The 26,736-nt window shown below is 60.6% G+C and carries 22 protein-coding genes and 3 pseudogenes; 16 read left to right on the top strand and 9 right to left on the bottom strand.

Translation table 11 applies throughout. From position 1 onward, the window contains the following. The first annotated feature begins 426 nt into the window (after positions 1–426). Positions 427–2,616 (top strand): adenylate/guanylate cyclase domain-containing protein, encoded by a 2,190-nt coding sequence (locus tag ISN39_RS02325; protein ID WP_246763267.1) that lies wholly within the window; start codon positions 427–429, stop codon positions 2,614–2,616. Between the two features lie 39 nt (positions 2,617–2,655). Here ISN39_RS02325 and ISN39_RS02320 read toward each other — a convergent pair whose 3' ends face one another. After that, complete coding sequence (locus tag ISN39_RS02320; protein WP_348651965.1) at positions 2,656–3,132, bottom strand: YHS domain-containing (seleno)protein; 477 nt, start codon at positions 3,130–3,132, stop codon at positions 2,656–2,658. A gap of 62 nt (positions 3,133–3,194) precedes the next feature. Then, on the bottom strand, positions 3,195–3,950 hold the full coding sequence (locus ISN39_RS02315; RefSeq protein ID WP_246763266.1) for an ankyrin repeat domain-containing protein: 756 nt from the start codon (positions 3,948–3,950) through the stop codon (positions 3,195–3,197). Between the two features lie 178 nt (positions 3,951–4,128). On the opposite strand from ISN39_RS02315, the pseudogene ISN39_RS02310 reads away from it, so the two are divergent. Further along, a pseudogene (locus ISN39_RS02310) lies at positions 4,129–5,440 on the top strand (mechanosensitive ion channel family protein); the annotation flags it as partial. Positions 5,441–6,313: 873 nt separating this feature from the next. Beyond that, a complete protein-coding gene (locus ISN39_RS02305) occupies positions 6,314–6,772 on the top strand; it encodes a hypothetical protein (RefSeq protein ID WP_194729041.1) in 459 nt (152 codons plus the stop codon). Between the two features lie 475 nt (positions 6,773–7,247). Here ISN39_RS02305 and ISN39_RS02300 read toward each other — a convergent pair whose 3' ends face one another. Both ISN39_RS02300 and ISN39_RS02295 read right to left on the bottom strand, forming a co-directional pair. Then, positions 7,248–7,766 carry a flavin reductase family protein gene (locus tag ISN39_RS02300; protein WP_194729040.1) on the bottom strand — a complete coding sequence of 173 codons (519 nt, stop codon included), beginning with the start codon at positions 7,764–7,766 and terminating at the stop codon, positions 7,248–7,250. Positions 7,767–7,785: 19 nt separating this feature from the next. Then, complete coding sequence (locus ISN39_RS02295) at positions 7,786–9,000, bottom strand: acyl-CoA dehydrogenase family protein (protein ID WP_194729039.1); 1,215 nt, start codon at positions 8,998–9,000, stop codon at positions 7,786–7,788. Between ISN39_RS02295 and ISN39_RS02290 the strand changes: the two genes are divergently transcribed. After that, on the top strand, positions 8,999–9,199 hold the full coding sequence (locus ISN39_RS02290) for a hypothetical protein (protein WP_194729038.1): 201 nt from the start codon (positions 8,999–9,001) through the stop codon (positions 9,197–9,199). The two genes, ISN39_RS02295 and ISN39_RS02290, sit on opposite strands and share 2 nt — an antisense overlap. Before the next feature lie 6 nt (positions 9,200–9,205). Next, positions 9,206–9,868, top strand: a complete 663-nt coding sequence (locus ISN39_RS02285) for a TetR/AcrR family transcriptional regulator (RefSeq protein WP_194729037.1) — start codon at positions 9,206–9,208, stop codon at positions 9,866–9,868. A 685-nt stretch (positions 9,869–10,553) separates the two neighbouring features. On the opposite strand, the gene ISN39_RS02280 is transcribed toward ISN39_RS02285, so the two are convergent. Both ISN39_RS02280 and ISN39_RS02275 read right to left on the bottom strand, forming a co-directional pair. Next, on the bottom strand, positions 10,554–11,183 hold the full coding sequence (locus ISN39_RS02280) for a hypothetical protein (protein WP_194729036.1): 630 nt from the start codon (positions 11,181–11,183) through the stop codon (positions 10,554–10,556). A 29-nt stretch (positions 11,184–11,212) separates the two neighbouring features. After that, positions 11,213–12,607 carry a selenium-binding family protein gene (locus ISN39_RS02275; RefSeq protein WP_194729035.1) on the bottom strand — a complete coding sequence of 465 codons (1,395 nt, stop codon included), beginning with the start codon at positions 12,605–12,607 and terminating at the stop codon, positions 11,213–11,215. Between the two features lie 565 nt (positions 12,608–13,172). Between ISN39_RS02275 and ISN39_RS02270 the strand changes: the two genes are divergently transcribed. The 5 genes and pseudogenes from ISN39_RS02270 (at position 13,173) to ISN39_RS02255 (ending at position 18,985) form a co-directional block, all read left to right on the top strand. Beyond that, positions 13,173–14,267, top strand: a complete 1,095-nt coding sequence (locus ISN39_RS02270) for a branched-chain amino acid ABC transporter substrate-binding protein (protein ID WP_194730082.1) — start codon at positions 13,173–13,175, stop codon at positions 14,265–14,267. A gap of 86 nt (positions 14,268–14,353) precedes the next feature. Continuing rightward, a pseudogene (locus ISN39_RS36050) lies at positions 14,354–16,222 on the top strand (PAS-domain containing protein); the annotation flags it as partial. A gap of 51 nt (positions 16,223–16,273) precedes the next feature. Further along, positions 16,274–17,572: a response regulator gene (locus ISN39_RS36045; protein WP_348651974.1), complete on the top strand. Its 1,299-nt coding sequence runs from the start codon at positions 16,274–16,276 to the stop codon at positions 17,570–17,572. Then, positions 17,565–17,942 carry a response regulator gene (locus tag ISN39_RS02260; protein ID WP_074066754.1) on the top strand — a complete coding sequence of 126 codons (378 nt, stop codon included), beginning with the start codon at positions 17,565–17,567 and terminating at the stop codon, positions 17,940–17,942. Before ISN39_RS36045 ends, ISN39_RS02260 begins: the two co-directional genes overlap by 8 nt. Then, on the top strand, positions 17,939–18,985 hold the full coding sequence (locus tag ISN39_RS02255) for an adenylate/guanylate cyclase domain-containing protein (protein ID WP_074066753.1): 1,047 nt from the start codon (positions 17,939–17,941) through the stop codon (positions 18,983–18,985). The genes ISN39_RS02260 and ISN39_RS02255 overlap by 4 nt, the downstream gene beginning before the upstream one ends. A 419-nt stretch (positions 18,986–19,404) precedes the next feature. On the opposite strand, the gene ISN39_RS02250 is transcribed toward ISN39_RS02255, so the two are convergent. Both ISN39_RS02250 and ISN39_RS02245 read right to left on the bottom strand, forming a co-directional pair. Further along, positions 19,405–20,034 (bottom strand): PQQ-binding-like beta-propeller repeat protein, encoded by a 630-nt coding sequence (locus ISN39_RS02250; protein ID WP_194729033.1) that lies wholly within the window; start codon positions 20,032–20,034, stop codon positions 19,405–19,407. 48 nt (positions 20,035–20,082) lie between these two features. Then, positions 20,083–21,303, bottom strand: a complete 1,221-nt coding sequence (locus ISN39_RS02245; protein ID WP_194729032.1) for a helix-turn-helix domain-containing protein — start codon at positions 21,301–21,303, stop codon at positions 20,083–20,085. Positions 21,304–21,422: 119 nt separating this feature from the next. On the opposite strand from ISN39_RS02245, the gene ISN39_RS02240 reads away from it, so the two are divergent. The 5 genes and pseudogenes from ISN39_RS02240 (at position 21,423) to ISN39_RS02220 (ending at position 24,786) form a co-directional block, all read left to right on the top strand. Continuing rightward, positions 21,423–22,259 carry a thioredoxin family protein gene (locus tag ISN39_RS02240; protein WP_194729031.1) on the top strand — a complete coding sequence of 279 codons (837 nt, stop codon included), beginning with the start codon at positions 21,423–21,425 and terminating at the stop codon, positions 22,257–22,259. Then, positions 22,240–22,503 (top strand): annotated as a pseudogene (locus tag ISN39_RS02235) (hypothetical protein); the annotation flags it as partial. The gene ISN39_RS02240 and the pseudogene ISN39_RS02235, both read left to right, overlap by 20 nt. Positions 22,504–22,567: 64 nt before the next feature. Next, entirely contained in the window at positions 22,568–22,954 is a 387-nt protein-coding gene (locus ISN39_RS02230) for a DUF899 family protein (RefSeq protein ID WP_246763265.1), read from the top strand. A gap of 186 nt (positions 22,955–23,140) precedes the next feature. After that, the gene (locus tag ISN39_RS02225; RefSeq protein WP_022717253.1) at positions 23,141–23,590 is read left to right on the top strand and encodes an SRPBCC family protein; all 450 of its coding nucleotides are present in this window, start codon (positions 23,141–23,143) and stop codon (positions 23,588–23,590) included. A gap of 137 nt (positions 23,591–23,727) precedes the next feature. After that, on the top strand, positions 23,728–24,786 hold the full coding sequence (locus ISN39_RS02220) for an adenylate/guanylate cyclase domain-containing protein (protein ID WP_194729030.1): 1,059 nt from the start codon (positions 23,728–23,730) through the stop codon (positions 24,784–24,786). A gap of 206 nt (positions 24,787–24,992) precedes the next feature. On the opposite strand, the gene ISN39_RS02215 is transcribed toward ISN39_RS02220, so the two are convergent. Continuing rightward, the gene (locus tag ISN39_RS02215; protein ID WP_246763264.1) at positions 24,993–25,382 is read right to left on the bottom strand and encodes a DUF2950 family protein; all 390 of its coding nucleotides are present in this window, start codon (positions 25,380–25,382) and stop codon (positions 24,993–24,995) included. Between the two features lie 113 nt (positions 25,383–25,495). Between ISN39_RS02215 and pepT the strand changes: the two genes are divergently transcribed. After that, positions 25,496–26,728: a peptidase T gene (pepT, locus tag ISN39_RS02210; RefSeq protein ID WP_194729029.1), complete on the top strand. Its 1,233-nt coding sequence runs from the start codon at positions 25,496–25,498 to the stop codon at positions 26,726–26,728. The last annotated feature ends 8 nt before the right edge of the window (positions 26,729–26,736 follow it).

Genomic DNA, 26,736 nt, shown 5'->3' with positions numbered 1-26,736 from the left:
CACGCAACCGTGGTAGGACCAATGGCCGCTTTGGGGCCGATGGCCGACCGTCCGCTGCGAGGACACCCAACACGAAAACCGGACATCAGAGTTCTTGCCGCCAAGATCTGGGATCGGCCCAACGCTGCCCCCCTCTGCAGAGATGCTTCAAAGTCCGGATAGGGTCGTTTCCCGCCCCGCGCCTCGTTGGGCAACCAGCGGTATCTCACGTCCCTGCGAACAAAGGCAAAGGTCAGGCATCGGAGCCTATGTCGAACGGTTGCAGTCGATACAAGGACCTACAACGGCGAGTTGCCCACTGAGCCGGTGCTACCTACCGCTAAGCTCTGCATGGTAAGCAGGCGTTCGTACCACCGTGCATAGACTTGCGACCGGTTTTTTTTTATAGTTCTGGCCGTGGAACAGGCCCAACACTTGGAGCGGAGGTTGGTCGCTATCCTCGCCGCCGACGTGGTGGGGTATAGTCGGCTGATGGGCTTGGATGAGGCAGGCACGCTCGCGCGGCTCCAGGCCCTTCGGCGCGAATACATCCAACCATTGATCGATCAACACCACGGCCGCATCGTCAAACTCATGGGAGACGGAGCGCTAGTCGTGTTCGCTAGCGTCGTCGATGCGGTGGCTTGCGCCGTCGAGATACAGAAGATCGTTCACGAGCAAAATCTCGATCAGCCCGACGATTCCCGGATAACATTCCGCATCGGGATCAATCTAGGGGACGTCATCATCGAAGACGACGACGTCTACGGCGATGGCGTCAACATCGCCGCCCGGCTGGAGGGACTCAGCGATCCCGGCGGCATCGTCATCTCCGGAACCGCGTACGATCAAGCGAGGAACAAGCTTGGGCTGGCCTTCAAGTCGTTCGGAGAACAGCGCCTCAAGAATATCGCAGAGCCGGTCCGCGTCTATCATGTCCTATTGGACCGGGCTAAAGGCGCGAAGAAGCCGCGCCCCCGGCGATGGTACCTCCCGGTAGTGGGGTTGGTCTTGGCGGCCTTGGCCATAGGCGGTGCGCTGATGGCTTGGCCACAGGCGATAGCGCTACTCCCACGCCTTGGTTCCGACATGGGCGGACCAGAAGCACAGAAGCCTTCCATCGCAGTTTTGCCGTTCGGCGATATCAGCGACGATGCCGGACAGGAGGTTTTTGCGGAGGGGCTTACGAACGACCTCATTACTGACCTCTCGAAGATATCCGGGCTGCTTGTCATCGCCCGCAACTCCGCTTTCACGTTCAAGGACACGTCCATGAGCGTCAGGCAGGTCGCCGAGCAATTGAACGTCCGCTATGTGCTCGAGGGCAGCGTGCGGCGTGCGGGAGACGCGATTCGCATCAATGTGCAACTCATCGACGCGAACACGGGAAGAAACGTCTGGGCGGATCGGTATGACCGCCGCTACACGGATATCTTTGCATTGCAGGACGAAGTGATCGAGCAGATCGTGGGCGCGCTCGCCGTACGTCTATCGGATAGAGAGCGAACTCAGATTGGCCGCCTGCCAACCCGAAATCTCGAAGCCTACGACTTCTACACTCGGGCGGAGCAGAAGGTGTACACCATAGATTACGGATCTCTCGGCGAGGCTCTCTCCCTTTATGAGAAGGCAATCAAGCTCGATCCGGAATTCGCCGACGCCCACACAGGCTACGCCCGCGCCATCGTTGACGTCCTCGGCTTCGATTACCAACCGCTGATGCTGAGTGCCGTCGCCCGGCAGCGTGCCTACGAAGCGGCGGGGCGGGGCCTGGAACTGAACCCGCAGTCTGCGCGTGCCTATGCCGTGCTAGGCATCCTGCAAATGTTTGACGGCGAAATCGATGAGGCCATCGCGTCGGTCAACAAGGCCGTGGCGCTCGATCCGAATGGTGCGGAGTCGGAACTTAACCTCGCCATTGTGCTGACCTATGCGGGGCAGAACCCGGAAGCACTGGCGGCCATGGAACGTGTGCTACAACTGGATCCGAAGCCGCGGGCTCAAGTCTACGACTACTACGGTCTCGTGCTTTACATGAACCATCGATATGAGGAGGCGATCAGCGCAGTGCGCACAGTCCGGCCGGAAGAACCGAGCGACCTCGGGCTTGAAACCCTGGCGATGGCAAACGCGCGGCTGGGGCGGATGGCGGAGGCGCAAAAGGCGGTCGAAGCAATTCTCGAGAAGTCGCCTGGCCAGAGCCTCGCCTCCTTGCGTGTGGTGTATTCCCACCATCGCCGGCAGGCGGATCTCGACAATCGGCTGGATGCGTTACGCTTAGCGAACTTTCCGGAATGGAGCTACGATTTCCGTGGACAGCCGGAAAACCGCCTAAATGCCCAGGAGATCCGGGCCATGACGATCGACAAGTCCTGGACCGGTCATCAGTACGACGGCGTGACCTTCTTCATGGAGCTCAGCACAAGCGGTGATTTCGCGCTACGCGCTCAAGACAGCATCATCGTCGGCAAGTTCACGATCGAGGAAGACTTCTTGTGCACGCGATCCGCATCGACTCTGCTCGGCCGCAAGTTCTGCAGCCCTGTGTATCGCAATCCCGGAGGAAGTGCGGAAAAGCACGACGAGTATGTCCTGCCGGACTCGGCGAGCGTCTGGTATTTCTCACTTGCCTCCTAACGCCCTTTCCTCGAAGCGACCGCAAAATCACCAGTCTGGTCAGTTGTGTTCCGTCCTGGTCTCAGACTCGTTCGCCGCGACTCCCGGCCATTTGGCGTCAGCCTTCGCCGTGACAGTCGCCGGGGCGGCATCGAAGTCTTCCTCCAGCCCCTCCCCTCCGGAGAATAGGTAAAGCTTGCCGTCGATGATGCGCCAGGCTTCCGGGTCGATGTTCGCAGATGCCTCTTCAATTGCTGTGCCCAGCGCGCAGAAGCCATTATACTGAGGAGCGTAGCGGATCGGCTCAGAAGCAAACGCGTCTCGGTGCTCGGCGCTGGCGAAATACCAGGTCGCGCCGAGCCATTTTTTTGTGAACTCCGGTGAACCCTTTGTCGCATAGCCATCGGTGAAATACGCCACCGGATCGTAGCCCAGGATTGCGATGTTGTCGAAGTACCCGGTATTCACAATCTCGGCAGCCCGGATTTCACCAGAGCCCAAGGTGGCGAGTGAGACTGCGGCTGCCGCAAGGGCCAAATGGCCTCGGATTGCGGAACATTTCTTCCTCATGCCGTGTCCTCCGATATCGTTGCGGTCGGTCAGTTACCAACCGCAACGCAGGCCGCGTACGACGCGCCCATCGTCTTCTTGGGTTGGCAATTGGCACCGTGCTTCTTTAGCAAGACCATCACCTGCTTGCTCTTCATAAACGTCGCGCGGCTCAGCGGCGTATACCCGTAAGTCTGGATTGCCTCGACCGCGGCCCCGCGGGCAATCAACAGCTCGGCCACCGCCGCCTGGTTTTCTTCGGCGGCTACGTGCAATGGCGTGATCTTGTGCTTGCTCAAGGCGTCGACTTCGGCCCCGTGGTCCAGCAAGAGCTCGGCTATTTCCACACTTCCGGAATACGCCGCCGCGTGCAAGGCGGTGAAGCCGCGGTCATTCCGGGCTTCGATGTCGGCGCTGGATTCGATCAACAAGGCGGCGATCCTGGTCTGGCCGGAAAGCGCAGCTTCGATCAGGGCCGTCTCGCGACTCTCGTCGCGGCTATTGACATCGATGCCTTGAGACAAGAGCTGGCTGATTACGTCGAGATCGCCCTCCCGCGCGGCGTCATGAAAGGGCCCTGCGTTGACTGCGCTTGCCGTAATCCCAAGAAAAAGAATGACCGCAACCAGTGGAATGATGCTGAAGTGTCGCTTTCGGTCTCTTACGAAAGGCTGCCGGCACAACTTCATTTCACGACAAGGAGCGTCTCGCACGTCTCTGCCCAAAGTCGGCAGGTGGGAGCCGAGCCGAAGACGTAGTGACGCACCAGCGGAAGCGGCTGTCAGTTTTCGCTCGGAAACGGGCATTAATCCAACCTCCGGGACGTTGCGCACGTGGACGGATTAAGGGGGAAGTTTACCACATTTGGCGTGCAGACGCCATGGTGCCTTGGGCGGGGCCGAAGGTTGCTGTTCGATTTGACCCAGCCAAAGGACGGCTCGCGGGGGGAACCGGCCCGCGACGGTCCCCTCAACGGAACAGCCGGGTCGCTTCAGCCGGATCGGCGCGCGCGCGCGCAACTGGTTTTGGACGGTCTACTTTGTCACGCTATGGCTGCTCTGGGTGGCCGGAACCATGAAACCGTTCTGGATCGCCGTGGTGGCAGCGGCACACTTCCCGGCGCGATTGCCTTGACGCGGGCCTCCGTCGACAACCTCCTGAAGAGCAGCATCGTCGACGATGCGCGGGAAAAAACCGATACCGGTCATGAAATCCACGACATTGCCGATGGCGATGCGAATGCTCATTCCGAGGCCGTTGTCGCGGCCCGCCCAGGCCGGGGGTCGTCTCGGTGATGGTCGAACGGGGCATCCGTGCAGCATTGATTGTCGGTGCGATCCTTCTATTGGCCAACGTCCTCGACATCAATCTGACCGGCATCACTGCGCAGGATTCTGCAGCATTGCGGCTGATGCGCGGAGCGCTGACTGCTGGCATCATCCTTTTGGCTATCGACCTTGTCTGGAACGTCGTGAAAGTGCTCATCGACCGCAAACTCGGTGAGACGGAATCGGCGCACGAAGTCGGCAGCGAGCGAGAACGCAGGCGCGCGCGAATGAGGACCCTTCTGCCCATTCTGAAGAACGTTCTGATGATCCTCTTCGTAGCGGTGGCGATTATGATGGCGCTATCGTCAATGGGCGTCGAGATCGCACCATTGATCGCCGGCGCAGGGGTCGTGGGTGTCGCCATCGGCTTCGGAGCGCAGACCGTCGTGAAGGACATCATCAGCGGCATGTTCTATCTGCTCGATGATGCCTTCCGCGTCGGCGAGTACATAACAAGCGGAAGTTATAAGCGCACGGTCGAGTCTTTCAGCTTGAGGTCCGTGAAGCTTCGGCACCATCGTGGCGCGATTTACATCGTGCCATTCAGGGAACTTGGGGCCGTCCAGAATCTTAGCCGCGACTGGGTCGTCGAGAAGCTCACGGTCACCGTGGGCTACGACACCGACGTCGACAAGGCCCGCAAGATTATCAAGAAGATCGGACAGGAGCTTCTCGTCGATCCGGAGCTCGCACCGGTCACCATCGAGCCGCTCAAGATGCAAGGGATCGATAGCATGGGTGACTCCGGTCTGATCCTGCGAATGAAGTTCAAGACGGTGCCAGGCGAGCAATTCACGCTCAAGCGTCGCGCGTTGCTGATGATCAACAAGGCCTTCCACGACAACAATATCAAACCGGCGTTTCCAACGGTACAGGTCGCAGGCGGCGACAAAGACGGGGACGTCGCCGCCGCGGCCCAACAGGCGCTGGCGAAACACAACGAGGCGATAGCTGCCGCGTCTGCCTGAGGGCACGCCTTTCGATGTAATCGCAACGGTAACCAGCGCCATCCTGCGCAACGCAACGGCCGAATGCTGTGCGGATGATCCTGACGCCTGCCACAGCCGGGCGATTTTCACCGATTCGGCAGGTGAAAGGCGTCAATGATGCCAACTGGGCCTCGGCCGAGATGAACGCCGATGCCGGATGCAGCACCGCCTGCATCCGCAGAATCGGCCGCTATTGGCGCAATCAAGCCGTCCAGCCCTGTCGCTGGCGACGTCTGCTTTCGGGCAGCGGCCAAGTTGGTCTCTACGGCCGCCATGAGGGCGCAAAGCGGTCATGCATGCGGTGATGCGTCAGGCAGCGCCTATGGTCCCGATAGCGGAAATAATTGCCGCTATACCCCTCCGGTTGACTGAGGCCCAAACCCAGGGCACAAAGGTGGCATCCACGGTCGCTCGCGATGGAAAAACAGAGGAAATTTCAAGGCGATTTCTCTAAGCCTTTGAAATCATGTGAGAATCCAGGTTCCCCAGCCAATTCTTGCTAAAACCCCTTATTTCCTTGATTTTCCAGTCGTGCCGGATCCCGTTTTGGCATCATTGGCGACCTGATGCCCAGAACTGTAGCCACACGTGATGCCCACGGTCTTAAAACCGGAATCATCAGTGGCCCAGCGAAGGCCGTCAATCTCATGGCGATCCGCCACGAAGTCGAGAATCTCATCCGCCGCGGAAACATCTTCTCTGGCGGGCGCGTGTCCCCAAGTGCTTCATCAACTGCAAGTCCGGAAGCCGCTTTCACTCAGTCTTCAGTGTTCCGATCATAAGAAGGCGAAGATCATTGCCCGGCAGCTCAACATGCGGCTGGCCGAACTGAAATTGAAACCGAAGGACGTCATGGCTGACAAGGAACAGCTTCAGAGACTGTTCGAGCATATCCGCGACGAGATGCTGGCGAAGCTCGATGAGATCAGCACGATGGCCAAGCGGAATGGTCGCGCGAGTGATGTCGTCGAGATGGAACTCGACCTGGAAGCTGGCTGGGCCTACCAGCTATTGGCCAAATTCGGCACGCGCAGGGATCTTACCCTCGAAGGCGATTGCGGCGGCTTGTCCTATCTGATCCGAAACGGAGTGCCCGTCTCCCATGTCGATGCCCTCCGGGCAAGCTATCTCGCCGAACTAGAGGTGGCGCGCGCGCCTGCCGTCGAGGATGGTATCCGGCGGCTGATGTTCTATTTCGACATTCCGGACACGGCGCTCAATCGTGAGAAGGCGATGTCGAAAATGTTCGAAGCCGGGCCGCGGCACTTCTCGACATCGACGAACGCCATGAGTTGGTGGACAGGAGTCTGAGTGAATTCACGGGCGGCGGTCGGATGGATACTGGGATCAAAGAACCTGAATCGACGATGCCTACATCTCAGATCGGGGCCCCATTGGTCCAGATACAAGGGGTCAAAGCGGAGGCCTCGCCAGAATGATGCCGCAAGAGCTCGAAGTCGCCTACCTGGACCTAACACCCCGAACGAAGCCGTCGGTAGACGACGCCTCACCTCCCACCGCCAAACCCGTACAGAGGGTGGTCTCGGTCTCAGACTTCGAACAAGCATTGACTGCTGGTATGAAGACTGCCCAGGCGCGTTCGCGTTCGCTCCAGCGGAGTTCGCCGCGCTTCATCTTCTCCGGGAAGTCTGACGATGAAATCGGAGGCCGAAGTCGACCAGGAAAGCTCGCTGACGTTCAAGATCGGGCACTTGATAGCAACTAGGCTATCTCGCGTACTGTAATCATGCTTGCCTCCATTTGGATACGCCGCGCGCCGCGTTCTCTATAAAAGGCTTGCGTGGTCTTTCCAGCATTCAAGCGGATCGAGCGCATGCAGTTGCTTATACTTGCCGCTGAAAAACAGGAGTGGCCGGCCGTCTGCTTCTTCGAGTCGCTCGACTTCTGCTGTATAGATCAGGTGGTCACCGCCGGGGAACACGTTGTGTACCTTGGCGACGATCTGCACCAGCGCATTGGCGATGACCGGCACAGCCAGATCGAGACGGAACGGCGACGCCAACTGTAGATCAGGCTGGCCGCCGAAGTGCCGGCTCAGCATCTCTTGCTCCTCGCGCAAAAAGCTGATCCCGATACGTTGGCCAGCCCCTACCGCGCCGGCAAAGCGCGAAGGGTTACGCGCAGCAACCAGCACCATCGGAGGATCCATTGACAACGACATGAAGGCGTTGGCCGTCATCGCCGCTGGCCGGGCTTCATTTACGTAGGACACGATGGTGACGCCGGTCGCGAATTTGCCCATGGCCCGGCGGAACTGGCGGGATTCGATAGCGCCGCTATTCATAATGTCGCTCCGGCTTGCATTAGATCAGCGGCGTGTTGGGTGGCAGGCCGCAGACCACGCGGCCGTACAGCTCAAAGTTCGTCGTCTGGCTGACGATGCCATGCAGGGATGCTACGCGGGCGTCCTGCCACAGCTTGGTAAACGGATTATGAGTGGCAGCCAGCGAGCCGCCGGCGGCAGTGGCCAGCAGATCCACGCCCTCCCAGATCAGCTTTTCAGCGAAGCCGATGTCGCGACGCACCTTGGCGCGGTCGAGAAAGGCCATGTAAACGCCCGATTCAGCGCTCTCGTCCATCAGACGCGCGTGCTTTTCAATGATGGCGCGCGCGGCATCGAATTTGGCCGATGCCTCGCCAACCTGCAAATGGGTGAGCGGTGCTTCGCTTTGCTTGGTGTACCAGGTGTACTGGATGCCACGACGCGGCAACTGCTCCAGGAACACTTCCAGCGCGGCCGAGGCCACCCCGAGCGCGGGGAACGTGAGGATCAGGGCGAGCATCGGCACCAGCGCCACGCGGTACAGCGCCTCGCCTGCCAGATGGGTTGCCTGATAATCGCCCTGCACCGCCCGACTCATGGAAGCGACTCGCTCGTCCGGAACGAACAGATTTTTGACGCTGACACTCGAGCTGCCGGTACCGCGCAGCGCAATGACGTCCCAGTCCCCAAGAATTTCTACGTCTGAGGCGCGCACTAGCGCCGCTCCTTGATCAATCACATTACCTGCAGCGTCGACAATCGGAATGCCTAATAGGTCCCAATTGGCGTGGTAAATCCCCGAATTGAAACCCCATAGGCCCTCTTCGATCAGATAGCCGCCCTCGACCTTCTTCACTACCGCCTTGCGCGGCGACAGCACACCGACGACCCGGGCCGGCTGCTCGCCACCAAACAGTTCGTCAGCAACCTTCTCGCCGTACAGCACCGCCGCCGCCCAGGTCGTGACATTGATCAACGCCGCGCTCCACGCGACCGCTGCGTCGCCGCGTCCAAGTTCCGCGATAACGTCAAGGTAAGTGCTGACAGAAACCTGTAGGCCACCATATTTGCGGGGCGTAGTCATGCTCAGCAGTCCACCCGCGTTAAGATCGCTGATGGTTTCGTCCGGCAGCTTGCCCAGTTTGCTCGTGGAAACGGCGCGGTCCTTGAGCGCTGGAACCAGTGTGCGTGCATAGGCCAGCAAGTTCTCCGGCGAAGTTACGACCGGTTGTGGTGCTTTATCGAAGGCATTCATGAGTGTCCCCTCCCAAGAAAACGGCTCTGGAGCCGTGAATCTAGCGGTGCGCGCCGCTATGTTTGAGACCCTAATCATATTTGAGGTTGATATCAATAATATTTCTGAGGAACAGCTCAAAAAATTGACTCCAGTACGACGCTGGAGTAATCATATTGCGACGCAACATGCTAAAATTCGCTGGATTGCTACCCGATGACTCACTATGCGCCGCACCACTTATCCAGCCGCCCAGCGGCCCGCCATGTCTGAAAGCGAACCACGGGTTCCGCGCCGCAACGAAAAAGCGCGCAACCGAACGCGCGGCAAGCTACTTGCTGCTGCGCGTGTCGTACTTGGACGTGACGGCATAGCGGCGGCCAAGATCAATGACATCACTGATGAGGCCGGTCTGGCCTTCGGCTCCTTCTACAATTACTTTTCGAGCAAGGAAGAGTTGGCGCGCGCAGTTTTCGTTGAAGAAACCACAGCGCTCGCCGAGATGTTGGATAAGGCGACGCCACCTGATGCCGATATCGCCCAGGTTCTCGCCATCAACCTGAGCAAGACGCTACGCCACGGGCTGTCCGATCCGATTTGGGGTTGGTTCATGGTGCAGAGCGCCCACACGCTCCACGACCTAGTTGATGAAGTCTTGGGCGGTAAACTGGCGCGCGACCTCCACGCGGGCGCCGCCGCCGGCCGCTTTTTGCTAGGGGACATCGACACGACCGTCGACAGCATCGTCGGTGGCTGCATCTACCATCTACGGCAGATTCTCGCCGGCCGGCGCCAAGCTGACACCGTTAACGATTTGGTCGAATTCGTCCTTTGCGGCCTCGGCCTGGAACGCAGCGAAGCAGCCCATCTTGCGCGGCTGACGAGTTGAGGCATCGAGCTGACTACGAAATCGGCTTACTATGCCAAAGAACTGACATCGTTCAGCGGTATTGCAGTACTTCATTGCACTCGTCTGTTCCTAATTGCGCGTACTGGAGCACTTCGTAGGGCTGCTTTGAGTCGCGAAATCGGTACTTCCGGAAGCGCCGATTGTGTTGAAAAACTCCAAAATTGGGGCTTAGCGAAAAGTCGGCCCATTCGCGATCTAAGCGAATGTTGCTGCTCGATGCCGCCTCAATTCCGCTACACGGCTCACACGCTGCTTGATGGCAGAATAGGCAGGTCCCCACGTCAATTTTCTGTGTTGGCCTCTACGGCCCTCCAAAAAATCAGACGTTGTAGAAAACGGACTTTTTCAACAGTATCGGCCGAAAGCGGAAATAATTGCCGCTTGTCCCCTCTGTTGACTGTGGCCCAAAGCCAGGGCACAAAGGTGGCATCCACGGTCGCTCGCGACGGGAAAACACAGGGAATTTCAAGGCGATTCCGATAAGCCATTGAAATCATGTGAGAATCCAGGTTCACCAGCCAATCACATCCACATCATGAACCGACTCGTACGTCAACGACGTAGCTTTATCTTCGCCTCTTGGATGTGCCGCTTGCGATGCGAAGCCGATCGAAGAACACCACACGGATTACTTCCTGACTTCAGCGCATCTTTCTCGTCTTCGCTAGACGATCAGCAGCACGGAACCGGTGCCAAGCAGTACCAGCGTCCATACGAGATCTACGTTGAGCCAGGCGCTGCGCAATATCTCGAGCCCGATCCAGCGATAGACCGCCAGGGCAACGAGGCTTGTAACCGCCAACATCGCAAGTGTATGGACGCCGACCGCGGCGATCGCGATCGCGGCAGACCCATCCCCACCGATTTCGCGCAATGGTGAATCCGCGAGACAAAGTGGTATCAACGCTGGCAGGATCATCAGTCCGGCCCCATGGGCCGTCGCCATCAGGAACGACCAGAACGCCAGGCCGGCAAGCCCCGTGCGCATGCCGATACGAACGCGACGCCCGTGCCCGACGAAATGATGCCACACAGCCCAGCCTATGAGGCCGGCTCCAGCAACCGTGCGCACGGCAGCCTGGTCCACGAAGAGGCCGGCCGCGACCAGGGCTCCAGCCACCAGTGCTATCGATACGGCGTGTCCGACGGCGATGGCGGGCACTGCCTGAACCACGGCGGCAGAACTCTGCCGGTGAACGCCAAGCGCCACGGCAAACAGCCATCCCATCGCCGGGTTGAGACCATGAAAGGCTCCTAGTCCTGCCAGCAATATCCATGGCCAGAGTTCGTTCATAGGCGCCTCATTCGGCTAACCTTCGCTCCTTACGGATAACAATATGAATCTGACGAGCAATCCCCACCCTGGAGGCGGACCTGGTGCGGGCGATGCGATTTTGGCCATTCGACGAAGAATTTCTCGTCGAATGCAATGCCGCCGTCAGGCTCCGCGTCAAGCTTCACCATCCAGCCAGAGACACCATCGGGATAGAACTGCTCGTCGATCGCACCGTAGAGAGAGTTGGTGAAATAGACACGGCGACCATCGCGGCTGATCTCAACCATCTGCGGGCCGCCATTCAGCGCGCCATTCTTCGATCCTGGATGTGAAGCACGCGAAACGATGCCGCCGATCCGAACCTTGCCTATCAGCTTCGGCTTGAACGGATCGGAAACATCGTACTGATGCAGGTCGCCGGTTCCCCAGCAGGACACGTAGAGAAATCTGTCATCCATCGAAAGGTCGATGTCGGTGACGAGTGGTGGCACGGCATTGAAACCCTTCAGCATCGGCGGCAACAGGTCTGGATCGGCGGGCTCCGCCGGAATGTCGATCACCTTTGTCACCGCCCACTGGGTGCCGTCACGGTGCCAGACCCATATCGAGGAGGAGAGGTCCTCAAGACTGAGAACGCAGTTGACAAAACCATAGGCCTTGGTCGGGTCATGCGCGGGTCTAAGTTCGAATACGAGCTGATACTTGTCACCGAAATCGATCGTCTGCAGGTGCTTGCGCTTATGCAGATCCCAGAAGTGCAGACGGCGGCCGTATTTCGCGCCGAGCAGGATTTCCGGGATCAGGCCGTTTTCGAACGTATCCGGCGTGCCCCACTCGCTGGTGACGAGTGTGTCGTGGCCCAGATGCCACCAGACGTCATAGGAAAGCTGTTGCGGTCCGCGATCCATTTCCCACTGGCCGCGCACCTCGAATGTCTCGTGATCCATGAGGAACACGCCGCCCGGTCCCTTACCCTCGGCATTGCCAAGTGCTGCGACATAGATCCCTTCTGGTCCGCAGTGAACGGTATGAGGCCTGGAGTAGCCGGCCCGGTCGGCGACGTCGCCGGGTTCGATGACCTTGACGATCGATGGCCTGCGGCCATCGGGCTTGGTGTCGATGATATGGATACGCGAGGATTTCAATCCGGGCACCACCAGATAGCGGCGCTCTGCATGCGGATGCGGCGCATTCGGGCAAAGGCAGGATGAACAGGCGTTCCAGCCGAAATGATGCAGCTCGTCACCGACATTAGGCATCGCGAGCGATGTGATGATCTGACTATAGGAGGCTGATTGAGGATCGACATCGACGACCGTGAGCTCGTCGGGAACCGCTCGCGTCGGATCGAAGGCGACGACATAGGCAAGTGTCTCCGGCGCAGCCTTCATGGCCATTCGCGGTGATGGATAAAAACTTGGATCGGGTTTCCACGTTACCATGTGAAGTGCTCCTGGCTCGCGTTTGCTGAACAATGAAAGATGTTCGCTAGATGCTTGCCGACAGCCGACTCATCGCTGCGGACGGGGCAGGATCCAAGGATGTTTCGGGATATAGATTCGAAACCGCCCTCTGCGGCTGAGCGAGCTGTAGAGGTAATCCTCCCCGCCTAATTGTCTCAGATAATGGCGGGTTTTGGCAGTCCCTTTTTCGCCGCCTCCTTCATCGCGGCTTCCACTTCATCGCTTCATGCAAGTGCCCACCATACGACAGACGTCGCGAAATTCGGCAGTTCCGCTCGGCAAGCCCCGCTGCCGGCCCGCTTTGCGACGGGCCGCTCATGTGCTCGCCATGAACGTGCCCTGCTCAGCGCCATCGACACCAAAGGCCATATCACTCCTCAGCGCCGCATGGTATATTTTGAGGCATGGCGACTAGGCGCCGCTGGAACAGCAGATTGCTGATCGCGGCGGGTCGCAAGTGCCACATCATGACAGAGGCGCCCCGCTGCGCAGTTGCGGTACCGCTCTCGTGCACAAGATTGGTATCAAGGCGGAAGGCTGTTTCATGCACCGAATCGCCGTCGCAGTTTTCGCGCTTGCAGCCGTGGTCAGTTATTCCGCGCACGCTGAGGTACTAATCGGCGTTTCAGCCGCGATGACCGGACGGCTGGCGTGGATCGGCGAACAGGGGCAGCGTGGCGCAGAGATGGCCGTGGCCGATATCAATGCGGCGGGCGGCGTTCTGGGCCAGCGGGTGCGGCTCATCGCGGTCGACGACTTCTGCGATCCAGAGCAAGCGGTGGCCGTCGCCAAAAAACTCGTGGCTGACGGTGTGGTTCTCGTCGTCGGGCACTACTGCTCTGGAGCCTCGATCCCGGCATCAAAGGTGTATGAGGCGGCGGGAGTTCTGCAGATTTCACCGGGGTCGACCAATCCGCTGCTGACCGAGCAAGGCCGTGCCAACGTGTTTCGCGTCATTGGTCGCGACGATGCGCAAGGCGTCGTCGCCGGCAACTATCTGGCTGATCATTGGGGCAACAAGAAAATTGCGATCCTTCATGATGGCACCACCTATGGCAGGGGCCTTGCCGATGAGACCAAAAAGCAGTTGAACAAGCGGGGCGTGACCGACACGATCCACGAGGCGTACAGTCCTGCGAAGACCGACTATTCGGTTGAAATCGCTGCACTAAAGGCTGCAAAAGTCGCCGTGGTATATGTCGGCGGTTATCATGCTGAAGTTGCGTTGATGGTTCGCGCTGCACACGATCAAGGCTACGCGGTTCAGTTCATCTCAGGCGATGCCCTGGCGACCGAGGAATTTGCGCTGATCGCCGGTCCAGCCGCTGAGGGAACCCTCTTCACGTTCTCCGCGGACGCCCGGCGAACCCCCGAAGCGGCCCCGGTGGTGGAGCGGTTCCGTGCAGAAAACTTCGAACCCGCAGGCTATACGCTGCTGAGCTACGGCGCCGTTCAGGCCTGGGCGCAGGCGCTCAAGGAAGCCGGTTCGCTGGAGGTGCGCGAGGTGATTGCTTCATTGCGCGGCCGCTCGTTTGATACTGTATTGGGCCGTATCGACTTTGACGACAAGGGCGACCTCACGGTTCAGAGCTGGGTATGGTATATCTGGAAGGGTGGCGAATACGTGCCATTGGAATAACGCAACGCTGATCACTGCGGATCGCGTTCGAGAAAAAGCTGTGCGGGCCATGTTGACCACATCAGCCGGATCGATGGGTCGCCGCGATGTTTGAACGTCTCGGCATACGTGGCCGCTTACTCTTCGCTTTCTTTGGTATCAGCACCTTCGCGGTGCTCGCAACCGCTGCAGCCGTGTATGCCTTCCTGCAAGTGGGCGGGGTCGTCGAGAGGATCACGGAGCGACGGGTCCCGTCGGCGCTTGCATCGCTCGAGCTCTCCCGCCAAGCTGAGCGGGTCGCCGCCACTACGCCGGCCGTACTTGCTACGACCAGCACGGTTCAGCACAACGAGGTCTCGGCTGCGATCGGCGTGGAGATGTCGCGCCTCGAAGAGTTGCTCGCCGCGCTCAAAGGCACCGCGGCAAGCACGGCGGCGGTGGCTGAGATCGAAGCCGCAGTGATTGGCCTGAGGCGCAATCTCAACGCTCTCAACGATCTTGTCGCCGCTCGCCTCGGTGTGGTTGCACGCAAAGAGGAACTGCTGGGCCGTTTGTCGGCTACGACAATCGCAAGCGAGCGTCTTGTGGCACCCGGCATCCTCGTGATGAACTCCAAGGTCCCCCAGTGGCGTGTAACCGTGGCGGATGCCGCCGTACCACCCGAAGCACGCGCGGCGGCTACGACAGAGCTTGCGCAGGCAATTTCCGCCTACATCCCGCAACAAAAGGCCCAACGGGAGATTTCCGCGATCAACGAAGCGCTGCTCAAAACGGCGGTTGCGCCGACGCCCGGCGACCTAGCGGTGATGTCGTTTCCGCTGCGCCGCTCGGTCGCGTCGCTTGCGGCGGTAACATCGGAGATCGATGAGAAGCTGCGGACGCGGTTCCGCCAGCGCGTTGACGAGTTCGAGGGGCTGATCGACGGCCCGAAGAGCATTGTACAAGCGCGTGAGGATGAGCTTGCATTACTCGCAAACGGCGGGAAGCTATTGGTCGAGAACGCTCAGCTCTCGCGGAATTTGACCCTTGCCGTGGATCGCCTGGTAGCTGCCGCTAACCGTGACATCACCGAGGCTGGTCGCGAAGCTGCGACCGTCCAGCGATACGGTACCGGTGTTGTTCTTGGCTCAGCCGTTCTCAGCCTCCTGAGTTCGGTTCTGATCGTATGGTTGTATGTCGACCGCAATCTTCTTGCCCGCTTGTCGGGGCTGAGCCAAAGCATGCTTGCCATCGCCGGCGGCAATCTTCGGGCACCACTGCCTGCCACCGGCCGCGACGAGATCGGCCGCATGGCCAAGGCGCTTCTGTTGTTCCGTGACACTGCGGTCGAGGTCGAGGAAAAAAACCTGCGTGAGGTCGCCGAAGCGCGCCAGCGACTCGTCGATGCAATCGAGAGCATCTCCGAGGGCTTCGCCCTTTACGATGCTGAGGACCGACTTGTTCTGTGCAACAGCCGCTATAGGGAAATCCTCTATCCCGGCATAGCCGATGCCGTCGTGCCGGGTGCGCAGTTTGAGACGATTGTCCGCAAGGCGGTGGAACAGGGCCTCGTCGAAGATGCGAAAGGTCGGGAGGAGGAATGGCTCGCCGCGCGGCTTGAGGCGCACTGCAACCCTAAGCAGACGCTGGTTCAACATCGCAGCCATGACCACTGGGTTCAAGTAAACGAGCGGCGCATTACCGGCGGCGGCACGGTCGCGGTCTACACCGATATCAGCAAGCTTAAGAGGCATGAAACGGAGCTCGAGATTGCCCGCGACGCGGCCATGGCGGCGACCCAGGCCAAGAGCAAGTTCCTTGCCAGCATGAGCCACGAGTTGCGCACGCCGCTGAACGCCATCCTGGGCATTACCGAAATGCTGCAGGAAGATGCGAGCGAAGCCGGCCAGGACGAACTGATCGAACCGCTTCAGCGGGTCTCGCGCGCCGGCAAGCATCTGCTCAAGCTCATTAATGAGGTCCTCGATCTGTCAAAGATCGAGGCCGGCCGCCTGGAATTGCATATCGAGGAGTTCGATATCGCAGGAATGGTTCAAGATGCCGCCACAACCGCGCAGCCCCTTGCGCAGAAAAACCACAACCGGATCATCATCCACTGCCCGGATGACATTGGCAGCATGCGCGCCGATCAGCTTCGGGTGCGCCAGATCCTCCTCAACCTGTTGAGTAACGCCTGCAAGTTCACGGAGAACGGCCAAGTGACGATTGGGGCGACCTGCGCGAAGCATGATGGAGGCGGTGGCGTGATATTCACCGTCGCCGACACTGGCATCGGTATGACGCCGCAGCAGATGACGAACCTGTTCCAGGAGTTTAGTCAGGCCGACAGTTCCACCACCCGCAAGTACGGCGGCACTGGGCTAGGGCTTGCCATCAGCCAACGCCTGTGCCGCGCGATGGATGGCCAGATCACTGTGGACAGCACTCCCGGCGCCGGTACCAAGTTCACGGTGTGGCTGCCGTCGGCAATCGACGCAGGCCCCACGCTGGAAGAAAAGCCGGCCCCTGGCACCGGGGTCGCCGCTGACGATCACCTTCGCCTCGTCTCGAATGTGGTCCTCGTCGTTGATGACGATAAGGCGGTGCGGGACCAGATGCGCCGCTTTCTTGCCCGCGAGGGTTGCGATGTAGTGACGGCCAGGGACGGTGCCGAAGGCCTTAATCTGGCTCGGCAGGTGAAGCCAGCGCTCATCACCCTTGACGTGCTCATGCCGGGTTGCGACGGCTGGAGCGTCCTGCAGGAACTGAAGGCGGATCCTGAGCTCGCGAGTATCCCCGTGGTGATGCTCACCATGGCCGATAAGAGGAATCGAGGGTACGCACTCGGTGCCGCCGATTACTTGATGAAGCCGATCGACCGCGACGCGCTCCGGAAACTGATCGCCAAATTCTGGTCGGGCGCGCCCAGCCCAGCGCTTCGTGTTCTGATCGTCGAAGATGATGGGAACACGCGCCAGCAATGGCGTCGCATATTGAGTACCGAGGGTTGCGATGTGGACGAGGCCGAGAATGGCCGGGTCGCGCTGGAACGGCTCATCCGCGCGCCTCCGGACCTGATCATTCTCGACCTCATCATGCCGGAAATGGACGGCTTCGAGTTCCTTGTCGAACTGCGAAAGCAGCCTGCCTTCAAGGCGATGCCGGTCGTGGTTGTAACGGCGGCGACCCTTGGCAAGGAAGACCACCGGCGTCTGAACGGTGGCGTCGAGCGCGTGCTCGCCAAGACCGCCTTCAGCCGCAACGAGCTTCTGGAGGAATTGCGCAAGATGGTTGCTCGATACATTGTAAAACGAAGCTCACCTGACAAGGATCGCCGTGATGGTTAGGATCCTCTATGTCGAGGACAATGAGGACAACATCTACATGCTGTCCGCACGGCTAAGACGCAAAGGCTACGAGGTAGTCGTCGCCACCAATGGCGATCAGGGCGTGGCGCGTGCACGATCGGACGCCCCGGCGCTCATCCTGATGGACTTAAGCCTTCCCGTCCTCGACGGCTGGGAGGCGACAAGACGTCTCAAGGCATTGGCTGAGACGCGGGGTATTCCCGTGATCGCACTCTCGTCGCACGCGATGGCTGGCGACCGCGAAGCAGCACTGGCGGCCGGGTGCGATGACTTCGATACCAAGCCCGTCGATTTCGCGCGCCTGCTTGGAAAGATCAAGGCCCTGCTCCCAAAGGAGTCGATGCCATGAGTGAGGTTGGACCTGCCCTGCTTGTCGTCGATGATAACGAAGACAATCGCTTTACGCTGACCGAGCGGTTGAAGCGAGAAGGCTACCGGAATGTTGCATGCGCCAGCAACGGACGGGAGGCGCTCGAAATGCTGGCAACGAGACCGTTCGACCTCGTGCTACTCGACATTACGATGCCGGAAATGGACGGCTACCAGGTGCTCGAGCACCTGAAAGCCGACACAACGCTGCGCAACATTCCGGTTGTCATGATATCGGCGGTCGATGAGATCGACAATGTGGCGCGCTGCATCAGCCTCGGCGCCGAGGATTATCTGGCAAAACCGTTCAACGCGGTTCTGCTGCGTGCCCGCGTGGCCGCGTGCCTGGAAAAGAAGAGGCTGCGCGACCAAGAGGCGGTATATACGCAGCAAATCGAAAACGAAAAGCGCCGAGCCGACGAGCTTCTGTACGCCATCCTACCCGCCGGCGCGGTGCGCGAGCTCAAAGCGACCAATGAGGTCCGACCCCGCCGATACAATGAAGTCGCGGTGCTATTCTGTGATATCGTTGGCTTCACAGCCTATTGCGATGAGAATCCGCCGGAGAAAGTGGTGGAGGATCTTCAGGCGCTGATCGGCGAATACGAACGGATCGTCCGTCAGCATGGAATGGAGAAGATCAAGACTATCGGCGACGCCTTTATGGCTACGGCCGGCCTGTTTGATCGCATGCCAGATCCGGTTTTTGCCAGCTTGCAATGCGGACTCGACATGGTGACGGCATCACGCCGCATCGAGCCCAAATGGGAAGTCCGAGTCGGCGTTCAATTCGGTCCGGTTGTGGCGGGAATCATCGGGCAACGGCAATACGTGTTCGACCTGTGGGGCGACACGGTAAATATGGCCTCCCGGATCGCAGCCCATGCTAACCCTGGGACCGTAGCGACCAGCGGGGTCACGTGGCATCGCATACGCGAGCGGGGTCGCGGGCGCTCACTGGGCTTCGTAGAAATCAAGGGCAAGGGTCGGATTGAACTGATCGAATGCCAGGAACTTCGTTGAGGGGACCGGAACAACCCTTCGCCATGCCGCTCGTGCTGAGACGTTCCTGAGCAACGGCAAAGGCATGCTGCTTTCGCGGCAGATATAAAACCGCTGAAGGTCTGGATTAGGATTAGGCCCCGGAAGCGAAGATTAGTGCCGTTTTGCGTAGCTGGTGACTGTAACCCAAAGCCAAGGTGCAACGTGGCATCCACGGTAGCTCACGATCGGAAAAACAGACGAATTGCGAGTGCCTCTGGCTAAGCATTTGACATCATGTGAGAATCCAGATTTCAAGCCAGTTCTCGCTAAATCATCTTAAATCCTTGTGTTTCTGGGTGTTTGGGTCGCGTTTTTGACGCGATATGTTTGTCGTCCGTGAGGTCGGTTCGATCACTCGTCGGGTTAGTCAGCATATGTCCCCGGCACCGCGGCGCGTCTCACCTCGGCCGGCGGATGGCCCGCACTTTACCGCTGCTTCCGCCGCCGCAGAAGAGCTGATCGCCGCCATCGGATTCGAGCCCGGAGACGCCCACACCGGCCGGCATAGCGAGCACTTCCAGGACCTCTCCCGTTTCAGGGTCGATTTGCCTGACCTCGCTCTCGTCACTTTCCCAGGTGGCGTGCCAGAGTTCGCCGTCGACCCAGGTGACCCCCGTGACGAAGCGGCTGGACTCGATGGTGCGGAGAATCGCTCCTGTCTCGGGATCAATCTGATGGATCTTGCGGTCCCGGTATTGCCCCACCCAGAGCGTGCCCTCGGCCCAGGCAAGACCAGAGTCGCCGCCGCCGGGCGCCGGGATCGTGGCGAGCACACGGCCGGTCTTCGGGTCGATCTTCTGGATGCGGTCCTCGGCAATCTGAAACAGGTGCTCGCCGTCGAAGGCGGTCCCTGCGTGCGCGGCAACATCAATGGAGCGCACTGTCTCTCCGCTCGCGGGGTCGAGGGCGTTCAGTTTGTCTCCGGACGCAAACCAGACGTGCCGGCCGTCGAAGGTGACGCCGTGCACCTGCTCGGCACCCGGAAAAGGTCCATATTCACGGAGAATTTCGGCTGCGGATCTTTTCATGATTCCACCCTGTCGTTTCAGGTTTTCAACTCAGCTCAGGCACCGACCTTAATCACCCGGCAACGGTCCGGGGAGTAACAAGATTGTCGGGAATCCCGGCACGGGCGGGGTCATCCAGCGACGCGCCCGCCCGCGACCATAAGACTGCACCTTGCCTGCTGCGGCAAGCTGCTCGAGCGCCCGCTGTACCGTGCGCGGGCTGGCTCCGAGCGCAATCGCAAGTGCTGAGCTCGACCATGACTCGCCGTCGGCGAGAAAGGCGAGCACTGCCGGATGCTGCTCTTCGACGGGCGGCACCAGCACAGCGATCTCGCAAGCCCGGCGCGGCGCCAACGCAAAGCCTCGCTTCGTCGCCTTCACATCTGCAAGCGTCCGGATTTCCGCGCGCAGCCGCCCGATCTCGACCCGAAGCCGCGCGCGATGGGATTCATCGGCATGTTTTCCCCGGAATGCGCGTGCGATGAGCGTGCCCCTCGGAACGTCTCCAGGCCAGGCTTCGCCCAGCGCACGGGCAAGCGCGAACAATACCGGCCGCGTCGCGAGCGGGACGGCCAGCCGCTCGTCCCGCACGATATTCCGGCACGCGTCCACAACAAGCGCACCGGACGCCGGGAGCGCTTCGATCTCCTCGAGCAGGAGCGGGCGTTCCTCACCACGCGCAATCAGGCGCGCTGCGGGCGTTATCAGGAGGAGGGATGCTCGTTCTACCTCCGCCGTGAGCGCAGGGATGTCTGCCTCGCTCGCAGCGTGTCTGGCCCGCGTGAGAGCCTCCCGCGCCGCTTTCGTCTGGAGACGCCGAATGGCGATCCCCGCAACAACCAACTCATGGGCGGCCCTGGACGCGGGCGGAAGCGGTGCTTGGTCGAGCGTAGCCAGCATACGCTCGGCCTCGTCAAGGCGGCCGATCAGGAGCAGGCGCCGGACCTCCACATTTCGTGCATGCGCGGCATTGATGCGGTCGCCGTGGGCTTCGAGGGTCGCCCGCGCTGCGTCGAGCGCCTTCGCGGGCCAGGTGAGATCGCGCGAGACGAGTGCGATCTCGGCCTCGGCGACGACACACCTTGCGCGCGCCACCTCCTCCTTGCGGCCGAACGCACGCGCCGCACTCTTGAGGAGAGCCGTGGCCCGGACGAGATCGCCGAGCTGCGCCATCGCAATACCCCTGAGCGCAAGTGCTGGCGCGTCGTCGCGCAGGGCGACCCGCTTCAATGCGCCGAGGGGATCGCCTGCGGCGAGGGCGCGTGCCGCGGCAGTGATCAGCGAGTCCATCGGAATCCCGTCACACTTGTAACTCCCACCATTCGATATCCGGCCCTAGTCTATTCACGACCAGCAAGCAACACGCCGCACCGAAATTGAGACAGCGACACAGCCATTGGAGAAGAACGATGACGGCACACGTAACCGGAACACGCAAAGAGTGGTTGTCGGCACGGCTCGACCTGCTCAAGGATGAAAAGGAGCTGACACGGCGCAGCGACGCATTGGCGTTGCGGCGTCAGGAATTGCCCTGGGTTCGGATTGACAAGGAATACCGGTTCGAGACCGAAGAAGGGAGCGCCAAGCTGGCGGATCTTTTCAGGGGCCGCTCGCAGCTTCTCGTCTATCACTTCATGTTCGGTCCCGACTATACGGCCGGCTGCCCGTCCTGCTCTTCGATCGCCGACGGATTCAACGGCATCGTCGTCCATCTCGAGAACCACGATGTCGCCTTCTCGGCGGTCTCGCGCGCACCGCTCGCAAAGCTGCAGGGGTTCAAGCGGCGGATGGGCTGGACTTTTCCCTGGGCGTCGTCGAACGGCGGCGACTTCAACCGTGACTTCGGCGTCTGGTTCACTGAAGAGCAGCAGCGCGAGGGCAGCATAGAATACAATTTCCACCGCGAGCCGCCGGCACCTGAGCCGCTCGCAGGAAAAACCGTTCAGGAATGGCAGGTGCGTGGCAGCGAGGGGCCGGTCGCGCAGATCGCAGCCATGACCGGAACCGACGTTGCCACATATACGCGCGACAGGCCGGGCCTCAGTGCCTTCGTGCTCGACGATGGCATCGTCTACCATACCTATTCCAGCTATGCGCGCGGTCTGGACGGCCTGTGGGGTATGTACCAATGGCTCGACCGTGTTCCTATGGGGCGCAACGAGCACGGCGTCTGGTGGCGCCACCACGACAAGTACGACAAGCAATTTCGCCGGGGGGGTCACAACGATGATTGCTGCTCGGCGTGAAACTTTGGGCTCCTCCGGCGAAAGCGGCAACCTGGCAGCCCTCGGTGCCGCCGATTGGCTATCCCTTGCGGCGGCCCCGACCTTCGCGGTCATGGCGCTGTTGACTAACGTCTTTGGCGGTACGGAGATGATCTGCTCTGCCGCGTCTCATACGTCGCCGCTGACCGGAATGGTCCCGATGTACTTGCTGATGAGCGCCTTCCATTTGGCGCCCTGGCTGAAGCTGATCTCCAGCCTGCGAAGCGGAACCTGTCGTCCCGATCCGGCTTTCGCCCCGCAAAGCACCAACGAACAGGAACCATCGCGACGTGACATTCACGTCGGTCTCGCGTGCTCCACTGGCCAAGATTGAAGCCTACAAGAAGCGCATGGGCTGGAGTTTCCCATGGGTGTCGTCCCACGGCAGCGATTTCAATTTCGACTATCATGTTTCGTTCACCCCGGAAGAGATCGCCAAGGGCGAGGCGTACTACAACTACCAACCGGGCCGCGCGATTGCTGGCTCAGAAGAGGAAGGGATCAGCGTCTTCTACAAGGACGAGCGAGGCCAGGTGTTCCACACCTATTCCTGCTATGAGCGGGGCATCGACATGGTCAATGGCGCCTACCGGTACCTCGACCTCGTGCCGAAAGGCCGTGATGAGGACGGTTTAAACTACCCGATGGAGTGGCTACGCCGGCACGATCAGTATTGATCCGACGCAAAAGATGCGGCGCCCGGTGGCATAACCAGCAATCATTTGGCAGTGCGATCGCAAGCGGTGGCCGGTGCCCTTGTTGCGGGTGAGCGTTTGCCTACATGCTGTCTCACGCCAACCGGAGATCCCCCGTCCATTCTGCGCCTCAAACGGGGCAGGCAATAGCAACCACAGGAGAGACCAATGCAAGAGGCCCTTGTCGTTCGTCGCGAGACGCATATCCCGGCGCCGCCCTCGGCGGTGTTTGCCCTGTTGACAGATCCAGAGAAAATCCTGCGCTGGATGGGTACTGAGGCGGAGATCGAGCCGCAGCCTGGGGGGATCTATCTGGTCAACGTCACCGGCGCTCGCTTCGCCCGCGGTTCCTTTCGCGAGGTGGTGCCGGTGCACCGTCTGGCCTACAGTTTCGGCTGGGACGGCAGCGAAATCGTGCCGCCGGGGTCGAGCCTGGTCGAGATCGACCTGATCGAGCAGCCGGACGGGACGCTGCTGCGGCTGACCCACACTGGCCTGCCCAATGCCGAACAATGCGCCGGCCATGCGGAAGGCTGGGCTCACTACCTCGGCCGGCTGGTCGAGGTAGCAGCCGGACGTGACCCGGGCCCGGATCCGATGCATGGCAGATATGACTGAACTCCGCTCCCTAAACGCCCGCCTTGAGGCGATCGCCAGGCAACGGTCAGCCGGGATGTCCTCCGACATAAGGCAGGCGGACATGCCCTCGCCACGGCGTGGATGACAGCCTCCGGCCCCCGTGGCATGATCGCGGCATGGATCTGCCCGCCCCCCTCGCCTGGCTGGTCGACGAGGCTGGCGCCTCATCCGACCCCGAATTGTTCCTGGCCGAGCTCGGCGGCCGGTTGCTCGCCGACGGCCTGCCGCTGGCCGGCGCAGCCCTGACGCTTGCCGTGCCGCATCCGATCATCGCCCGCCGCACCTGGTTATGGCGGGCCGAAACCGGAGTAGTGATCGAGGCGCTCGGCTTTGCCGGGGGGCCGCCCGGTCAGGCCGGACACGGCTGGCTTGCCGGACTTGGCCCCGTGCTGGAGGAGACAGTCGGCCCGGCTCCGGACAGCCCGGTGCTGGGTTGGGCTGGGTGCCGACCATTCGATCCCGCCGAGGCCTACCGGCTGCGACAGGCCGCGCGCTTTGCCGCCGCTCCCTTGGCCGCGCTGGCCGCACGGGCGGCGCTGGCAACGCTGCTCGAGGCCTATCTCGGCCGGCGCAGCGCCGCGCAGGTGCAGGCCGGCGCGCTCTGCCGGGGTGCCGGCGAGACCATCCGCGCCGCATTGCTCTGCGCCGATCTGCGCGATTTCACAGCGCTGTCCGAAGCGACAGAGCCCACCGTCATGATCGCCGCCCTCGACGCCTGGTTCGACCGCGTCACGGGGGCGGTACATGCTTTCGGGGGCGAAGTGCTGAAGTTCATCGGCGACGGCGTGCTGGCCATCTTCCCGGCCGCCGGCGCGCCGGGCGAGGCATGCGACGCGGCGCTGCGCGCGGTCGCCGCTGCCCGCGCCGGCATGGCTCATCTCGATGCGACGCGGCAGGCGCAGGGCCTGCCATCGCTGCCCTTCGGCATGGCACTGCATTTCGGAGAGATGTTATGGGGCAATATCGGCGCGGCCGACCGGCTGGACTTTACCGCCATCGGCCCCGCGGTCAACCTGGTCAGCCGGCTCGAAGGGCTCTGCAAGCCCCTTGGTCACAACGTGCTCATCTCGGGCGCTGTCGCCAAGGAGACGGCAACGGCCTTGATCCCCTTGGGCGAACACGCATTGCGCGGCATCGCCGATCCCTGCGCGGTCTTCACCCTGCCGGAGGATTAAGCTCTGCTGTCCGGGCCTAGTAAAGGACATTGGGTACGCGACAATACATGAGAGGTCGATACGTCTGCAGTCAATCGACTTTGGCAGCGGCCGGCATACGCCACCTGCGCCGGTCATTTCCAGAGGCTGCGCTCAGCTGCGACTCGGGCTCCGCTCAACCTCCACTTACCAGTGGTGGTGTCGGCCAATGAAGGTCCTGATTGAGGTCAAGAGATTCCCCCAACAAGCCATTTCTCCTCGCAATTCCCTTTCCAAGAACAGCGGTGAAACCCGCTCAATCCTCGGTCACGGCCCAATTGTCGTTCGGATTTGAACCGCTCGATGCCAGGCGCCAGCTTATCCGTGCCTTCTCCGAGATCCGCCTGATAGACGATGCCGTTGCGGTTGACCACGAAGATGTGGATGCCGGTTTCGCCGTATGTCACCGGCCAGGCGACGAGGCCGAAACCGGCGATCAGGTTTCCGTTGATGGTATAGTCATAGGCGCCGCCGGCGATGTTGGCACCCTGCCGCTTGAGTATCTTAAAGCGGTAGCCGTAATAGCCCCTGTCCTCCGTTGCCTTCTGAAGTTCCGACTGATCGTCAATACTCGCCATACGAAGCCTGCCTGCGCCGCTGACACGGGCGCGAGGCAAAAAAGGCCTTCACCGCAACGCGGATGAAGGTTACAGCAGTCCATCGCTGACGATCATGCACTGGACTTGAGCCTATGACCGATACTGTTACCGATCGCTTCCTTCGATATGTCGTTATTGATACGCAATCGGATCCTACGTCGTCGACGCAGCCTTCCACCGATAAGCAGAAGAATCTCGGCCGTATGCTGGTCGAGGAACTGCTGGCAATCGGTCTTTCGGATGCGCATCTCGACGAACACGGCTATGTCTATGCGACCATTCCGTCCAATGTGGACAAGCCAGTGCCGGTCATCTGCTTCTGTTCGCATATGGATACGGCACCGGACTTCACCGGAACGAATGTCAAGCCGCAAATCGTGCCGAACTACAGCGGCGGCGACATTAGGCTTTCAGGCGATCCGCAGCAGATCATTCGCGTTGGCGACAATCCGGCGCTCAACGACCAGATCGGCAACGACATCATCACCACCGACGGTACGACGCTGCTCGGGGCCGACGACAAGGCCGGCATTGCCGAGATCATGACGGCAGCGCAAATCCTGGTCGACAATCCGGATATCAAGCACGGGACGATCAAGATCCTCTTCACGCCGGACGAGGAGATCGGCCGTGGCGTCGACAAGGTCGACCTTGAAAAGCTTGGCGCCCGGTTCGCATACACCATGGATGGCGAGACGGCAGGGCATATCGAAGACGAGACCTTCTCCGCCGATGGCGTCGAGATCACTATTCAAGGTGTGGCCATCCATCCCGGCTTCGCCAAGGGAAAGATGGAAAACGCCATTAAGATCGCCGGCGCGATCATCAGCCGGCTGCCGAAGAACGTGGCACCGGAGACGACCGAAGGCAGAGAGGGATTTGTTCACCCAACGGGCGTCACAGGCTCGATGGAAAAAGCAGCCCTCAACCTTATCGTTCGTGACTTCAATGACGGTGGCCTCGCAGCCAAGGAAGCCATGCTGGAGAGGATCATAAAGGAGGTCATGGTGGACTATCCCGGCTCCTCTTACGGCTTCAAAGTCAAGCCGCAATACCGCAACATGAAGGCCATCCTCGACCGCCATCCGGAAATCATCGAGAACGCCGTCGAGGCAATCCGGCGCGCCGGAATGGAGCCGGTGCGCGGCAGCATCCGGGGCGGGACCGATGGTTCGCGCCTTTCGTTCATGAGCCTACCCTGCCCCAATATCTTCGCAGGCGGCCACGCCTTCCACTCGCCGCTCGAATGGGTCAGCCGACAAGATATGGAGAAAGCGGTCAAGACAATCGTCGAACTGGCGAAAATCTGGGAAGAGCGCGCTTAAGAGCGCGC

The sequence above is a fragment of the Rhizobium sp. 007 genome, assembly GCF_015353075.1.
GTDB lineage: Bacteria > Pseudomonadota > Alphaproteobacteria > Rhizobiales > Rhizobiaceae > Rhizobium.
This window is presented reverse-complemented; position numbering and strand designations above follow the sequence as displayed.

Excerpts from the sequence above, each read along its gene's own strand:
- ISN39_RS02270 (WP_194730082.1), top strand. The coding sequence starts at position 13,173 with ATGCACCGAATCGCCGTCGCAGTTTTCGCGCTTGCAGCCGTGGTCAGT.
- ISN39_RS36045 (WP_348651974.1), top strand. The coding sequence starts at position 16,274 with ATGGTTCAAGATGCCGCCACAACCGCGCAGCCCCTTGCGCAGAAAAAC.
- ISN39_RS02220 (WP_194729030.1), top strand. The coding sequence starts at position 23,728 with ATGGATCTGCCCGCCCCCCTCGCCTGGCTGGTCGACGAGGCTGGCGCC.
- ISN39_RS02305 (WP_194729041.1), top strand. The coding sequence starts at position 6,314 with ATGGCTGACAAGGAACAGCTTCAGAGACTGTTCGAGCATATCCGCGAC.
- ISN39_RS02300 (WP_194729040.1), bottom strand. The coding sequence starts at position 7,766 with ATGAATAGCGGCGCTATCGAATCCCGCCAGTTCCGCCGGGCCATGGGC.
- ISN39_RS02250 (WP_194729033.1), bottom strand. The coding sequence starts at position 20,034 with ATGAAAAGATCCGCAGCCGAAATTCTCCGTGAATATGGACCTTTTCCG.
- ISN39_RS02295 (WP_194729039.1), bottom strand. The coding sequence starts at position 9,000 with ATGAATGCCTTCGATAAAGCACCACAACCGGTCGTAACTTCGCCGGAG.
- ISN39_RS02315 (WP_246763266.1), bottom strand. The coding sequence starts at position 3,950 with ATGCCCGTTTCCGAGCGAAAACTGACAGCCGCTTCCGCTGGTGCGTCA.
- pepT (WP_194729029.1), top strand. The coding sequence starts at position 25,496 with ATGACCGATACTGTTACCGATCGCTTCCTTCGATATGTCGTTATTGAT.
- ISN39_RS02280 (WP_194729036.1), bottom strand. The coding sequence starts at position 11,183 with ATGAACGAACTCTGGCCATGGATATTGCTGGCAGGACTAGGAGCCTTT.
- ISN39_RS02225 (WP_022717253.1), top strand. The coding sequence starts at position 23,141 with ATGCAAGAGGCCCTTGTCGTTCGTCGCGAGACGCATATCCCGGCGCCG.
- ISN39_RS02240 (WP_194729031.1), top strand. The coding sequence starts at position 21,423 with ATGACGGCACACGTAACCGGAACACGCAAAGAGTGGTTGTCGGCACGG.
- ISN39_RS02215 (WP_246763264.1), bottom strand. The coding sequence starts at position 25,382 with ATGGCGAGTATTGACGATCAGTCGGAACTTCAGAAGGCAACGGAGGAC.
- ISN39_RS02255 (WP_074066753.1), top strand. The coding sequence starts at position 17,939 with ATGAGTGAGGTTGGACCTGCCCTGCTTGTCGTCGATGATAACGAAGAC.
- ISN39_RS02290 (WP_194729038.1), top strand. The coding sequence starts at position 8,999 with ATGAGTGTCCCCTCCCAAGAAAACGGCTCTGGAGCCGTGAATCTAGCG.
- ISN39_RS02285 (WP_194729037.1), top strand. The coding sequence starts at position 9,206 with ATGCGCCGCACCACTTATCCAGCCGCCCAGCGGCCCGCCATGTCTGAA.
- ISN39_RS02245 (WP_194729032.1), bottom strand. The coding sequence starts at position 21,303 with ATGGACTCGCTGATCACTGCCGCGGCACGCGCCCTCGCCGCAGGCGAT.
- ISN39_RS02260 (WP_074066754.1), top strand. The coding sequence starts at position 17,565 with ATGGTTAGGATCCTCTATGTCGAGGACAATGAGGACAACATCTACATG.
- ISN39_RS02275 (WP_194729035.1), bottom strand. The coding sequence starts at position 12,607 with ATGGTAACGTGGAAACCCGATCCAAGTTTTTATCCATCACCGCGAATG.